15 protein-coding genes are annotated in these 14,327 nt (G+C 49.6%); 8 read left to right on the forward strand and 7 right to left on the reverse strand.

The genetic code is table 11. The features are described from left to right. Positions 1–9: 9 nt before the first annotated feature. The gene (locus tag L2725_RS10600) at positions 10–519 is read right to left on the reverse strand and encodes an aldolase/citrate lyase/malate synthase family protein (RefSeq protein WP_240317137.1); all 510 of its coding nucleotides are present in this window, start codon (positions 517–519) and stop codon (positions 10–12) included. A 158-nt stretch (positions 520–677) separates the two neighbouring features. On the opposite strand from L2725_RS10600, the gene L2725_RS10605 reads away from it, so the two are divergent. Next, entirely contained in the window at positions 678–2,189 is a 1,512-nt protein-coding gene (locus L2725_RS10605) for a DUF3612 domain-containing protein (protein ID WP_115138390.1), read from the forward strand. 54 nt (positions 2,190–2,243) lie between these two features. On the opposite strand, the gene L2725_RS10610 is transcribed toward L2725_RS10605, so the two are convergent. Then, complete coding sequence (locus L2725_RS10610; RefSeq protein WP_249248935.1) at positions 2,244–3,269, reverse strand: PH domain-containing protein; 1,026 nt, start codon at positions 3,267–3,269, stop codon at positions 2,244–2,246. A gap of 118 nt (positions 3,270–3,387) precedes the next feature. Next, complete coding sequence (locus L2725_RS10615; RefSeq protein WP_249248936.1) at positions 3,388–4,140, reverse strand: Nif3-like dinuclear metal center hexameric protein; 753 nt, start codon at positions 4,138–4,140, stop codon at positions 3,388–3,390. Between the two features lie 227 nt (positions 4,141–4,367). Here L2725_RS10615 and L2725_RS10620 point away from each other — a divergent pair, with 227 nt between their 5' ends. After that, complete coding sequence (locus L2725_RS10620; RefSeq protein WP_249248937.1) at positions 4,368–4,712, forward strand: hypothetical protein; 345 nt, start codon at positions 4,368–4,370, stop codon at positions 4,710–4,712. Positions 4,713–4,787: 75 nt separating this feature from the next. On the opposite strand, the gene L2725_RS10625 is transcribed toward L2725_RS10620, so the two are convergent. After that, positions 4,788–5,252: an outer membrane lipoprotein gene (locus tag L2725_RS10625; protein ID WP_249248938.1), complete on the reverse strand. Its 465-nt coding sequence runs from the start codon at positions 5,250–5,252 to the stop codon at positions 4,788–4,790. Positions 5,253–5,304: 52 nt separating this feature from the next. Here L2725_RS10625 and aat point away from each other — a divergent pair, with 52 nt between their 5' ends. The 3 genes from aat to infA all read left to right on the forward strand — a co-directional run bounded on the left by aat (position 5,305) and on the right by infA (position 7,010). Further along, entirely contained in the window at positions 5,305–6,018 is a 714-nt protein-coding gene (aat, locus tag L2725_RS10630) for a leucyl/phenylalanyl-tRNA--protein transferase (protein WP_249248940.1), read from the forward strand. Further along, positions 6,005–6,706, forward strand: a complete 702-nt coding sequence (locus tag L2725_RS10635) for an arginyltransferase (RefSeq protein ID WP_249248942.1) — start codon at positions 6,005–6,007, stop codon at positions 6,704–6,706. Before aat ends, L2725_RS10635 begins: the two co-directional genes overlap by 14 nt. An 85-nt stretch (positions 6,707–6,791) precedes the next feature. Further along, a complete protein-coding gene (gene infA / locus L2725_RS10640) occupies positions 6,792–7,010 on the forward strand; it encodes a translation initiation factor IF-1 (protein ID WP_006081934.1) in 219 nt (72 codons plus the stop codon). Between the two features lie 111 nt (positions 7,011–7,121). On the opposite strand, the gene clpA is transcribed toward infA, so the two are convergent. Together clpA and clpS are read right to left on the reverse strand one after the other, a co-directional pair. Beyond that, positions 7,122–9,389: an ATP-dependent Clp protease ATP-binding subunit ClpA gene (gene clpA, locus L2725_RS10645; RefSeq protein WP_115138983.1), complete on the reverse strand. Its 2,268-nt coding sequence runs from the start codon at positions 9,387–9,389 to the stop codon at positions 7,122–7,124. A 31-nt stretch (positions 9,390–9,420) separates the two neighbouring features. Further along, entirely contained in the window at positions 9,421–9,729 is a 309-nt protein-coding gene (clpS, locus tag L2725_RS10650; RefSeq protein WP_115138984.1) for an ATP-dependent Clp protease adapter ClpS, read from the reverse strand. A 193-nt stretch (positions 9,730–9,922) separates the two neighbouring features. Between clpS and cspD the strand changes: the two genes are divergently transcribed. Further along, positions 9,923–10,129, forward strand: coding sequence for a cold shock domain-containing protein CspD (cspD, locus tag L2725_RS10655; RefSeq protein WP_115138985.1), 207 nt, complete (start codon positions 9,923–9,925; stop codon positions 10,127–10,129). A gap of 150 nt (positions 10,130–10,279) precedes the next feature. Here the strand turns inward: cspD and L2725_RS10660 are convergent, their stop codons facing one another. Beyond that, positions 10,280–12,499 carry an NADP-dependent isocitrate dehydrogenase gene (locus L2725_RS10660; protein WP_249248943.1) on the reverse strand — a complete coding sequence of 740 codons (2,220 nt, stop codon included), beginning with the start codon at positions 12,497–12,499 and terminating at the stop codon, positions 10,280–10,282. 499 nt (positions 12,500–12,998) lie between these two features. On the opposite strand from L2725_RS10660, the gene L2725_RS10665 reads away from it, so the two are divergent. Together L2725_RS10665 and L2725_RS10670 are read left to right on the forward strand one after the other, a co-directional pair. Further along, entirely contained in the window at positions 12,999–13,706 is a 708-nt protein-coding gene (locus L2725_RS10665) for an rRNA large subunit pseudouridine synthase E (protein WP_249248945.1), read from the forward strand. A 61-nt stretch (positions 13,707–13,767) separates the two neighbouring features. Continuing rightward, positions 13,768–14,244 (forward strand): NUDIX hydrolase, encoded by a 477-nt coding sequence (locus tag L2725_RS10670; protein ID WP_249248946.1) that lies wholly within the window; start codon positions 13,768–13,770, stop codon positions 14,242–14,244. The last annotated feature ends 83 nt before the right edge of the window (positions 14,245–14,327 follow it).

Genomic DNA, 14,327 nt, shown 5'->3' on the forward strand with positions numbered 1-14,327 from the left:
ATACTTTCCTCAGCCCATCCGGGTTTCCAGCCTGTAGTCTTCGCCATCTTTATCGGTAAACACCTTATTACCTACCTTCTGGGTAGATTTGGCGCCATGGAGCAGGCTGAGCCAGATGCGACATGAGATAGTCTTGGTCAGGCTGGTTTCAATTTGAATATCTTCAATATGGGCTGCATTTTCACGGCCACGACCTGCAGTGCGGTCAAAGCTGACTTCAATGTGAATATCACCCACCTTAAATACCAGCGCACTTGGGTCATCTTTGTGACCCGACATGGCCACAAACTGGCCCGGGGTCTGCAGCCCTGTCTGACTGCCGTCGGCGAAAAAGGCCAACAGGTGCTGGTAGTAAACTACGTAGCTGATAACATCCTGATGAGAACCATGTTCCAGTGGGCAATGTTCGTCCAAAAAACGACGGGCACTGTCCAGCAGTTCGGTATTCTGAGTGTTTTGAGTTACCGGCTGCATTATTTGTGTTCTGTGTTCTTCCTGTTGCATCATGGTCATATTCATCTTTCTGTCCTCGCTACACTGTCATCATCTTGCCGTCTGGCATTTCCCAATCTCAGCAATGAAAGGTCGGATACTTTCCGTCATTGCTTAATTTGTAGCCTAGCGAACTTTTCGATACAATTTCACAATAAAAATTTTACAATGTGAATTTTACAAATATGCGCAGTGAACAAACCCTGGGGCGAAAGTCACATTTCCTTGGCACAAAAATACGTAACCTACGGAAACGTAACCATTTAACTATGGAAGACCTGTCTGCCAGATGCATCAGGGTAAACCCGGAATCTGCACCTTCGGTTTCCTACCTGTCTATGATTGAACGGGGCAAAAGAGTTCCCAGTCAGCAGATGCTCGAGGTGATCGCCGAAGTTTTTCAAAAAGATATCGGCTGGTTTCTGGATGAAATGCCCGAGCAGGATGCCATTACCCCGGAGAAAGGAAAACGTGGCGGGATCAGCGGTATGGCACTGGAACCCGGCTTTTTGTTTTCACAGGACATTCTTCAAATCGCAATTCCCGAGATGCTGTCTCAGACGGGGATCAGCGGCAGGCAGTTTGCCCACCTGCTTATCCGTGCCCACCAGGAACACCACCAAAATCACTTCCCTGATCTCGAGCGCGCCGCGGAAGAGGTGGGGCACAAGCAACTTGGGCTTACCGTGGAAGAACTGACAGGCATGCTTAAACGTCAGGGTGTCCGCATCAAGTGGTTTGATGAATCGGCAACCAGAACTGCCGATGATGCCGGTGTACTGTCCGGCAGGTTGACCACATCCTATTTTGAGTCTCCGGGAGTCGTCTATCTGAATAAGGCACTGAAAAAGCACCCGACCCGACTCAAATACGATCTGGCTGTGCATCTGGGCCACAGTGTCTTGCATAATGTCGATGCCAGTCGCAGCCCTCTAAGCGCGGGGCGCTCAAGAGTAGAAGACAGCGGCAATGACTTCAGCACCACCCCGAATCCTCAGGATATATTGCATGCATGGCGGGACTTTGAGGCCAGTTTCTTTGCCGGGGCTATTCTGTGTCCCAGAGTGCCTTACAGACAATTGCTGGATCAGCACGGTTATGAAATTGACGTCCATAAAAAGATAGAGGTATCGCCTTCAGTAGCTATGCGCAGGATGACCGTCGCGTCGCCCTACCCTCATTGGCACTATTTTGATGCTTATGCGCCGGGAAAACTCAAAGCAGTATACCGGGGCAACGGTATTCCTCTGCCCTGGGGCAATATGCGTCAGGTCGAGGACCCCTGCCAGCACTGGGCCGTATTCAGAATGATCAGTGAAGCCGGAAAATCTGGCTCGTCGGCACAGATTTCCATTTTAAATGTGAACGGTGAGCCCAGAATATATTGCTGTGAATCCCTGAGAGTGAACGATCTTGCCGATAACCCCCATGTACTGTGTGCCGGTATCGACCTTAACCCAGCCATCGATGCTCAGGATGGCAATGCGCTCGAGCTGGCGGAAGATCTGAAAAAGGCCTGTGTCAGCCAGGGAGGCTCAGTGGCTATACCTGCAAGTATCCGCCAGCGTCTGGTCAGTGTTGCCCGCATTTTAAATATCAATTGGATAGAGCGAGGCATAGACAACGAAGCCCGGCTGATTTGCTCCCGGGGTGCGGTATGCCCAAGAGATCCCAGCTGTTACCAGCCCGGAGAATAGCTATCCGGAGAATAGCTATAGAGTTGCTTAGCGTTAAAATCGCGGCAGGCTCGTTTATGAACCTAAATCATCGCCGCTGGCGACATTCATCTTACAGTACCGAATAAACTCAGCCGGATTATCCAGTCCCAGATAGATGCTGTGGTAGTGGTACGCAGCAACAGGATCAAGCTTTATTCTGATATTAGGGCTGGCAAATAATCTGTATCTCAGCACGCCGGGCTGACGCCTTACCCGTCCCTGGTTTAGCTCTACGGCCTCAATGTCAAACCAGGGGATAAATCTTGGTCCCATCAGACCGTAGCGGACTGTTATTCCCCTGTCGTCAAGGGTGACAAATCTGCGGGAGGAAGCCCGATACTCGGCAATAAAAAACACCAGCCCCAGTAAGGTAAGGCCGGTAACAACATTGGCGGCAAGCGGAGACCAGACAAAATGAAGCAGCAGGTGAGTCAATGGCAGTTCAAACAAAATAAGCAAGATAAATCCCATTTGATTGGCCTGATTACCGTCCAACTTATGATAGGAAAACAGATTGCCCGAGTACCCTCGCTCCAGATACCGGGCAGGCATTAAAAAGTAACTCCAAAGCCTGAGGTCGAACAACATCAAGTCTGCAAGTATCGAACGCTCCGCTCCTACTTTGGGGAAATACTTGTCTACGCCCTGTTCAATGGCATCCTCCAGTTGCTGCCCGGCACGCAAACCCATGCGAATAATCCAAACCACACTAACTATCATCGCCAATTCAAACAGGACAAAAGCGCCCAGCAACAAGTACCTCAGCGACTCCAACCAACGCCACACCAACTTTTCTGACTCAGGTATCACTAAGCTGCCCAGCAATATCATCAAACAGCCATAGGCGAGACTTTTTACCAGCGCCTGACGTTTGTCAGCAATACAAGCGAAACACACCAAAGGCAGTACCAACAAACCATCGAGCAATAGAAAAAGCTCACTTTTTTCTTTGCCATAGTCGTTGTACCAACCAGAAGATTGATAGTAAAAGCCCCACCACAGTGCCAACAGGCACGCAAGCAGCAAAGGGATGGATTGTTTGTTCAGCCTGGCAGCCATACGTCACTCCAACAAACCCTGATGTTATATTCAAGTTAACAAGCCTTTGGGTTGAGGCAACAAAAAAAGCCGCGGCTGCGACTTTTTGAGTGTAATAAATGGTTGCCAGGCGTTGGATTTATATAGGGTTGCTGATATCCACAAACTCGTGCTCCAGCCCAAACTCACGGGCGAGGTGTTCACCCAATGCCTGAATACCATAGCTTTCAGTAGCATGATGACCGGCGCTGTAGTACTCAATGCCCTGCTCCATGGCTGAGTGGAAAGTGCGCTCGGAGACTTCACCGGAAATGAAGGCATCCAGACCATATTGAGCGGCAATGTCCAGGTAATCCTGCGCGCCACCGGTACACCAGGCCACAGACTGCACTTTTCTGTCGTCGGTACCTATGTGCAGAGGCTCCCGCCCCAATGCAGCAGCGATATCGGCTTTAAATTGCGATGCTGTTACAGCTGATTCAAGCTTGCCGCGCCAAATCAGCCCCTGTGCCACACCTTCTATGGGCTCTGCATCAACAATACCCAGCTTCCTGGCCAGGGTCGCATTATTGCCAACAACCGGATGAGCATCCAGCGGCAAGTGATATCCCAGCAGGTTGATATCATTCAACAGCAGCGCCTTAATGCGCCTTTGTTTCATCCCCACAATTTGCTCAGGTTCACTCTTCCAGAAAAAGCCATGGTGAACCAACAAAGCGTCTGCTCCACGCTCGGCGGCAATCTCGATCAGAGGCTGACAGGCCGTCACTCCGGTCACGATTTTATGGATCTCTTCCGAGCCCTCAACCTGAAGCCCGTTGGGTGCATAATCCCTGAATTTGTCTACCTGAAGAAACTCTGCCAAATAGGCGGTCAGCTCTGCTCTTTTCATTGATTTTCAAGCCTGTTGTGTTTTTTTGTGAGTGTAACCGAATTCCCCGCGTTTCCCCATACGGGACCAGCATGAATCATCACCTCCCTGTAAGTTCATTGTATTGAGTTCATACCCAAATATGTCTTTAGCGGTCGCTTTTGAGGGGAAAATTGGACTTTTCAGGCCTTTAGCCTTTAAAATTAGCGCAAACCTCCAAGTAAACTTTAAAAAAATAGGTTCCAATTATGTCAAAACTGACCAAAGAAGAGGTAATCAGCAAGCTGGAAGCAGCACTGTCTGCAAAAGAAGGCAAGGCAGTCACCATTGAACAAAAAGGTAGCTGGTTCAAAATCGATGGCGGTAAGTCCATGCGCTTCAGCGAGTTGGAAGCCATGTTGGAAGAGCAAGGTGAAGTTGTAGCCCCTGCGGCGGAAAAACCTGCAGCGGCCAAGCCAAAAGCGAAAGCAGCACCAGCCAAGAAAAAAGCACCAGCGAAAAAAGCTGCCAGCGGTCACGGTGGTTTGACTCCAAAGGAGCTGTGGCGTCAAAAGTTGGCTGGCCAGAACGCCAAGTTGCCACGCGGTTTTTAAAGTCTATTCAAATTAAAGGGCAGGTGATTCAGGGATCGCCTGCCCTTTTTTATGTCTGTTGCATAAACTCTCCGACTACATTGCCGGGTCTACCCGAACGTAGCCGGGGAAATAAACCACCCGAACTTCATCGCCGGTCTGGAATGACACTCTGGGATCAGGATCCTGCAGCACCATTACCTGTTGCCCATCATCTTGTTTGATTAGAAGCTCAACCAACCGATATTGAACTATGCGATCACCGCCCTGTTCTGAGGCTATAGCTGCCCCCAGCAAACTCCCCAATACAGTGGCAACATCCTGACCTGAACCTCCCCCAAATTGGTGTCCCACAACACCACCAATCAAGGCTCCGCCGAATGTGCGCCAACCATGATACTGATCCGCCACCAACTCCTCTTTGGTAACCAGGTTCACTGACTGCACCTGGCCATAAACCACCTTCTCAACCGGCACGGCCTGATTGCGCTCATAGCTTTGAACAAGCGGTGACAATACAAGCATCAACAGCATCAAAAACACTGGCTTGGGTTTCAACATAGCTGATTATCCGCTAATTTATATATAGGCCGTAACAAGAGCATACCCAATAGTGAACTCCCTGTCTTTTCTGGATCCCAGTCAAGGTCAATTCCCCCATCCTGAGCAAGCATTAAGTGAGCCCAATGGTCTGTTGGCCATTGGCGGCGATCTGAGCACTGAGCGACTGTGTCAGGCCTATTATCAGGGTATTTTCCCCTGGTTTAACGAAGATGACCCTATTCTATGGTGGTCACCGGATCCACGGGCGATTTTCATTCCCGGTAAACTGCATTTGAGTCGGAGTCTGATAAAGCATTTAAAGAAGACTAACTGGCACTTTACTGTCAATCACGCTTTTCGGGAAGTGGTAGCTAACTGTGCAGCTCCCCGTGATGGTCAGAATGGCACCTGGATAAGCCCAGACATACAGCAAGCTTACTATGCCATGCACGAGTCAGGAAAAGCTCACTCTCTGGAGGTCTGGCAGGATGGCGACTTGGTTGGTGGCCTCTATGGTATCGCCGTTGGTCAGGTGTTCTGTGGAGAATCCATGTTTCACAAGCAAACCAATGCATCCAAAGCAGCAATGGCTATGCTTGATCAGCACCTCACCGCCTATGACTTCAGACTTATTGATGCCCAGATTATGAATCCTTATCTGGAGTCGCTGGGCGCTCAAGCCTTTAAACGCTCAGAATTTCTGACTCTGCTGCAGAAATTTCGTGATGGCACCATCTCACCGGCATGTTGGCAACGCCAAGAGGTAACACTTGAACTCGACTAAGACTCAGGTGGCGATTGGCATCAGCCAGCCCTATCAATGTAATTATCTGCCGGATCAGCAGGAGCAACTGCTGATTATTCAGGAAGCTGTGGATGACACCATCTTTGAGCGCCTGTTGGCATTGGGGTTTCGCCGCAGCGGCAATGCGATTTATAAACCAAGATGCCCCAGTTGCAACGCCTGCTTGCCAGTGCGCGTCCCGGTTAACGAGCTGAAATTAAGTAAGAGTCAAAAAAGAACCCTGTCCCGCAACAAAGATCTGCACTGGCGGGTAACCGAACAGGTGGAAGAAAGTCATTATCCCCTGTATGAAAAATATATCCGCCTGAGACACTTCGATGGTCCCATGTTTCCAGCCAGTGAGGAGCAGTTTGCTCAATTCCTTACCTGCAATTGGATGCAGCCAAGATATATCGAGCTGTTTAACAAGGATAAGTTGATTGCCGTTGCAGTGACTGACTATTTGCCTAATAGCCTGTCAGCCATTTATACCTATTTTGACCCGGATGAAGAGAGGCGATCACTGGGAAACCTGATGGTGTTACTGCAGTGTCGCTTGGCCAAATTGTTGGATAAAGAGTTTCTTTACCTTGGATATCAAATCGATGCCAATGTGAAAATGTGTTACAAACGTCGTTATCAACCCTATCAGTTGTTAACCGGACAAGGTTGGCAATATGGCAGTTAAGCCAAAGCGTTACTCTTTACAGCACGTCAGATTTACGGCATGATACGGCAGTTTTTAGATTCGAGGCTAACGGGATTTATTATTAATGGCGAAAGAAGACAACATTGAGATGCAAGGCACCATTCTGGAGACCTTGCCTAACACAATGTTCCGCGTAGAACTGGAAAATGGTCATGTGGTTATTGCTCACATCTCCGGTAAAATGCGCAAAAACTACATCCGTATTCTGACTGGTGACAAGGTTACCGTTCAGCTGACTCCATACGATCTGACCAAAGGTCGCATCGTCTTCCGCGCGCGTTAATATTACCCAGTCCGAAAAACCCGGTTTTCACCGGGTTTTTTAGTTGGTAAGCGGATAAAAAATGGCTGCCCTGGGGCAGCCATTTTCATTTTGTGTTATCCAAACAATGGGTTAATTGGTTACCGCTTCCAATGACTTGCTTTCGATAACAATCTCGCCCTGCTTAACATCCACTTTGGCAATACCACCTCGCTCAAGCTCACCAAACAGAATCTCATCCGCCAATGGACGTTTAATCAGATCTGTCACCACACGAGCCATTGGACGGGCGCCCATGGTCTTGTCGTAACCCTTCTCTGCGAGCAAGGTTCTGGCCTCATCGGTCACATCCAGGGTCACACTCTTGGAGTCCAACTGCGCCTGCAGTTCAACCAGGAACTTGTCGACCACCTTGGCAATCACTGTCATATCCAGGTGATTGAACCAGATGATGGAATCCAGACGGTTGCGGAACTCAGGAGAGAACACACGATTGATCTCTGACATGGCATCTTGACTGTGATCTTGCTGCTGGAAACCAATCGATTTACGAATCGTTTCCTGCACACCGGCGTTGGTGGTCATCACCAGAGTCACATGGCGGAAGTCCGCTTTACGACCGTTATTATCAGTCAGGGTGCCGTGGTCCATTACCTGCAGCAGCAGGTTGTACACATCCGGGTGAGCCTTTTCAATCTCATCCAGCAAGACCACACAGTGCGGGTTCTTAATCACGGCATCGGTCAGCAAACCGCCCTGATCATAACCGACATAACCCGGAGGTGCGCCAATCAAGCGGGATACGGTATGACTCTCCATATACTCCGACATATCAAAGCGTACCAGCTGCATACCAAGACAGGACGCCAACTGATTGGTCACTTCTGTCTTACCCACACCCGTTGGGCCCGCAAACAGGAAGCTACCGACAGGTTTCTTGTCTGTCCCCAAACCGCTGCGAGACAGGCGAATAGCCGCACTCAGGGTCTCAATCGCCTTGTCCTGACCGAACACCACCATCTTAAGGTTACGCTCAAGGTTCTTGAGCGTGTCCTTCTCAGTGGCGGATACCGATTTCTCCGGGATCCGGGCAATACGCGCAATAATAGACTCAATCTCAGACTGGCCGATGGTCTTCTTGCGCTTGCTCGGTGGCTGCATCGCCATTCGCGCACCAGCTTCATCAATCACATCGATCGCTTTATCCGGCAGTTGTCTGTCATTGATATGCTTGGCAGACAAGCTGGCTGCACTGGACAAGGCTGCGAGTGTGTACCTGACCTTGTGGTACTCCTCATACTTGCTCTTCAGCCCCTGCAGGATCTTGGTGGTTTCATCCACGCTGGGTTCATTGATATCCACTTTCTGGAAGCGACGGGCAAGCGCCCTGTCTTTCTCAAAAATGGTCTGATATTCCTGGAAAGTCGTTGACCCCATGCATCTCAGACGACCGCTGGACAGCAAAGGTTTCAATAAGTTGGAGGCATCCATCACGCCACCAGAAGCCGCACCGGCACCGATAATCGTGTGGATTTCATCGATAAACAGAATACTGTTCTCGTCTGCCGCCAACTCTTTAAGCAGGTTCTTGAACCGCTTCTCGAAGTCACCGCGGTATTTGGTACCGGCCAGCAGTGCACCCATGTCCAGAGAATAGACAGTGGTCTGTGCCATCACCTCCGGCACCTGCTGATTAACAATACGGTAAGCCAGGCCTTCGGCTATCGCGGTTTTACCAACCCCGGCCTCACCCACTAGCAGAGGGTTATTCTTGCGGCGACGACACAGGATCTGAATGGCCCGCTCCACTTCCTGTTCCCGACCGATAAGTGGATCAATATGTCCCTGCTCTACCATTTCGTTCAGATTGGCAGAAAATTGCGACAACATGCTGCGCTCTTCGTTCAACTCAGCGGAATCGTCATCCTCACGCTCCTGCTCCAGTGAAGACATATCCTCATCTTCAGATTTGCTGAAACCGTGAGAGATATAATTGACTATATCTAAACGGGTAATATCACTGCGACGTAACAGGTATACAGCCTGTGATTCCTGCTCGCTGAAAATGGCGACCAATACATTGGCGCCAGTCACTTCCTGACGACCGGATGACTGTACATGGAATACTGCGCGCTGCAACACCCGCTGGAATCCCAGTGTTGGTTGAGTTTCTCTTCCATCTTCAGGCTCTGGAAGAATAGGTGTGGTTTGACTGATAAATGTTGCGACTTCATCCCTGAGTTTATCGAGATTGGCACCACATGCGATCAGCGCTTCCTGCGCCGCCGGATTATCGATCAGTGCCAACAGCAAATGTTCCACCGTCATATACTCATGACGGGAATCTCTGGCCTGCTGAAACGCCAGGTTCAGGGTTACTTCAAGATCTTTATTCAGCATAGGCCCCCCTCAATTGTACTCAGCGCTGAAATCACGCCTTCTCCAATGAACACAGTAACGGATGTTGGTTTTCCCTTGCAAATTGATTGACCTGGATCACCTTTGTTTCTGCAATGCCAAACGGAAATACACCGCAAACGGCTTTGCCCTGATAGTGAATGGTCAGCATGATATCGGTCGCTTGCTGTTCATTCATGTTGAAGAACGTCTGTAAAACCTCAACGACAAAATCCATCGGGGTGTAGTCATCATTATTAAGTACCACCTTATACATAGATGGTGGCATCAACTCAGTTTCGGACTTTGACTCAACCCGTTCGATATTTCCTGTTTTACCCATGCGTTTATTTTAGCCTCTGAAATACGCCGCCACCAATTGACAACAAAAAATTAACCAAATGTTGTATTTATGTTAATTTACCCTTGACATCTAATTTGGCTGCTCTCATTCTGTTCAATGAGCGATGATTAGGGAATCGCTCATCAGGTTTTACTATCTTACTGGGAAGTAGACAACAGAAGGAAGTGGAAGTATGGCAAGCGGAACTGTTAAATGGTTCAACAACGCCAAAGGATTCGGGTTTATCTGCCCTGATGAAGGTGGTGAGGATGTCTTTGCGCACTATTCTACGATCGAAATGGAAGGCTATCGAACTCTAAAAGCAGGCCAGGCAGTTCAATTCGAAGTGGAGCAGGGTCCCAAGGGCATGCATGCATCCGCCATCAGTCCGGTTAAGTGATTGAGCGAAGAAGATGTGAAAAGCAGGACACAGTCCTGCTTTTTTTATGCCATAAAATAACAGCGCACATATCGCTACCTTGCCGGTTCACTCTGCTCAGATACAAAAAGAGCCGGCTTAACCGGCTCTTTGTCATTATTAACCTCAGGCTTACTGAATAATGCTGTTCAGTGTCGCGCTTGGGCGCATCACAGTATTGGCCTTGGCATCATTCAGACGGTAATAACCACCCAGATCCACAGATACACCCTGAGCTGCATTCAGCTCATCGACCACTTTAGTCTCATTACCGGCCATTGCTTCAGCAACCGGAGCAAAGTGAGCGGCCAGCTCGGCATCTTCTGTTTGTGCCGCCAGCGCCTGAGCCCAGTACAGACCCAGATAGAAGTGGCTGCCACGGTTATCCAGTTCACCCACACGGCGGGATGGAGACTTGTTCTCATCCAGGAACTTACCAATGGCCAGATCAAGGGCATCGGCCAGCACCAGAGCACGGGCGTTATCTGCATAACGGCTCAAATGCTCCAATGAAGCACCCAGTGCCAGGAACTCACCCAGAGAATCCCAACGCAGGTGGTTTTCCTGCTCTACCTGCTGCACATGCTTTGGTGCACTGCCACCGGCGCCGGTTTCAAACAAGCCGCCACCGTTCATCAAAGGCACGATAGACAACATCTTGGCACTGGTACCCAGTTCCAGAATTGGGAACAGATCAGTCAGGTAATCACGCAGTACGTTACCTGTCACAGAGATGGTGTCTTTACCCTCTTTGATACGGGCCAGAGAGAAACGAGTCGCTTCAACCGGCGACAAAATACGCAGATCCAAACCATTGGTGTCATGGTCCTGCAGGTAAGCTTCAACCTTGCGGATCAGCTGAGCATCATGGGCACGGTTTTTATCCAGCCAGAACACCGCCGGAGTATCAGATAGGCGTGAGCGGTTTACTGCCAGCTTCACCCAGTCACGGATTGGTGCATCTTTAACCTGGCACATACGCCAGATATCACCTTCCTCTACCTGATGAGACATAAGTACATCACCGGCAGCATTCACCACTTTCACGGTACCAGCGGCAGGAATCTCGAAGGTTTTATCATGGCTGCCGTACTCTTCAGCTTTCTGGGCCATCAGACCAACGTTTGGCACACTGCCCATGGTAGATGGATCGAACGCGCCATTCTCTTTACAGAAGTTGATAGTCTCCTGATAAACACCTGCATAGCAGCGATCAGGGATCATGCACTTAGTGTCTTTCAGCTTACCATCCGGTCCCCACATCTGGCCGGAAGAACGAATTGCCGCAGGCATGGACGCATCAATAATAATGTCACTTGGTACATGCAGGTTGGTGATGCCCTTATCAGAGTTCACCATGGCAAGTGGTGGCTGCACGTCATAGACAGCATTCAGATCCGCTTCTACTTCGGCACGCTTGGCAGCGTCCAGAGTCTGAATCTTGGCATAGGCATCGCCAATACCATTGTTCACGTCTACACCCAGCTCTTCAAACAGGGCGGCGTGCTTGTCAAAAGCCGCTTTGTAGTAGGCCTTTACACAGTGACCGAACATGATGGGGTCAGATACCTTCATCATGGTGGCCTTCAGGTGCAGTGACAGCAGTACACCTTCTGCTTTAGCCGCCGCAATCTCCTTCTCGAAGAAGGCATTCAGCGCTTTTTTGCTCATCACTGCAGAGTCAATAATCTCACCTGCCTGCAGAGCCAGACCCTGCTTGAGAGTCTGAGTGTTGCCATCAGCCTGCTCCAGCACAATAGAAACTTCTGTTGCAGCATCAACAGTTACAGACTGCTCGCTGCCATAGAAATCACCGGCTTCCATATGAGCCACATGCGACTTGGAGTCAGACACCCACTTACCCATGGAGTGAGGATTCTTGCGGGCATAGTTCTTGACTGAACCTGGGGCGCGACGGTCTGAGTTACCTTCACGCAGTACCGGGTTTACCGCACTGCCCTTCACTTTGTCATAGGTCGCCTTGATGGCACGTTCTTCGTCAGTCTTCGGCTCATCAGGATAGTCAGGCAATGCATAGCCTTTGTCCTGCAACTCTTTAATACAGGCTTTCAACTGAGGAATAGATGCAGAGATATTTGGCAGCTTAATAATGTTGGCGCCAGGTGTTTTCGCCAGTTCGCCCAGCTCTGCAAGGTGGTCACCGATACGCTGCTGCTCAGTCAGCAATTCGGGGAAGCAGGCAATAACACGGCCTGACAGGGAAATGTCGCGGGTTTCGACATTAATACCCGCAACCTGAGTAAAAGATTTAATGATGGGCAGCAGAGAATACGTCGCCAGGGCTGGAGCTTCATCCGTCTCCGTATAGATAATAGTTGGGTTGTCTTTCATTTCTCATCCTACAGTACAGTGATTGTAATAAATTGTATGACTTGCGATTTTTATGTAGGAAGTGACGCAGCAGTCCTTCCATTATTATTGCTGGACCAGTCGGGAAAGGTTGCCTGAAGGCTATGGTGTCTGTGACCCCAACCTACCCTGGTCGAGTCTCGCAAAACAGCAGCTGTTCTCCACAGAGATCACATTTGTTGGCCGTCATCATAGAGCATTCAACGCCAGATTCAAATTCCACAACTTCAATCGTCATAAGAAAATGTTCTACTACCCGTAACTTGCAGTATCCATGGGTTGGCTTCGCCCTGTATGACGGCCCGTAAACTCTAATTTAAATCCACTCCAGGGTAACTATGACCAAAGTGGAATCGAACAAGAGCAACTGCTCAGCGCTGAATACCCATTTGCTAAAAGCCCAATAGACCAATAACTTTGGTATTCACACTATTGACGGGTAAACTGTACAACATTCCTGTTCATCACTCTTCGTCCAAACGTGCAACACTCTCCTCGAGACAAGCGCAGTCATCAAAACAAGCGCAGTGCCGGATTCGGCAATAAAAGTAACCAGTCCAAATCGCCAACAGGGCGTACCTCCAATACCAGCCGTCCTTCAGGCAACAGGAAAAGCGGACCGCGCCGGGCAGTCAAACCCAGGGTAGAAAACCCGGTCATCGTGCTGTTTAACAAGCCTTTCGATGTACTTTGCCAGTTTACCGACGAACAGGGCCGCCAAACGCTGAAAGATTTTATCGATGTGCCCGGGGTTTATGCTGCGGGACGTTTGGACCGGGACAGTGAAGGTCTGTTACTGCTGACCAATGACGGTCGGTTGCAATCCAGGCTGACCGAGCCAAAAAAGAAAACCTACAAAACCTATTGGGTTCAGGTTGAAGGTATTCCCACCGAGGAGGATGTGGATAAACTGCGCAAGGGCGTCGAGCTGAAAGATGGTATGACGCTACCGGCGAAAGTACGATTGATGGATGAGCCTCAGGTATGGCTGCGCAATCCTCCTGTGAGGGAACGCAAGTCTATTCCCACCAGTTGGCTGGAAGTGCAGATATGCGAGGGCCGTAACCGCCAGGTCAGACGTATGACCGCCCATATTGGTTTCCCTACCCTCAGGCTTATCCGCTATGCCATTGGGCAGTACCGTCTCGATGCATTGGAAAATGGCCAGTATAAAGTGATAAAGGTATAACTTGCTCACCCATTGCTACGAACGGAATCAACACCAACTGAGCAGATAAAAGGAACAGACCATGACTGACAGATACAGACCTAATGTGACCGTTGCCTGCGTGGTGCATTGTGATGGTCATTTCCTGATGGTCAAAGAGCTTATCGAAAGTCAGGTACGCTGGAACCAACCTGCAGGCCATCTCGAAGCCAATGAAAGTCTGGTTCAGGCCTGCCGCAGAGAGCTGTTTGAGGAAACCGGCCTTGACCTTGAACCGGAGAAACTGATTGGGATTTATCAGTTTTCGGCAAAACAGAATTTAGCTTTTCTGCGTTTTACCTTTCTGGTGGAACTGGAATCTATGCCAGTCCCCTGCCCTCAGGATGCACAAATCCAGCACGCATGCTGGTTATCGCTGGATGAACTGAATGCCTGCCGGGATCAACACAGAAGCATTTTAGTGACACAATCTGTTCAGGATTACCTCAAGGGCAAAGCAAGCCCATTAGATCTGCTCAACGCCGACCTCCTCCAGATAGCGACCCCCTCTAAAGCGTGATAGAATACGCACCCGCATAAACAGCCGGCGATTATTTAGGTCACCTCAAAAGCCTTGAACTTCCTGAGGAAAGCCCAATTGCC

Origin of the sequence: Shewanella corallii (genome assembly GCF_023349125.1) — a bacterium.
GTDB lineage: Bacteria > Pseudomonadota > Gammaproteobacteria > Enterobacterales > Shewanellaceae > Shewanella > Shewanella corallii.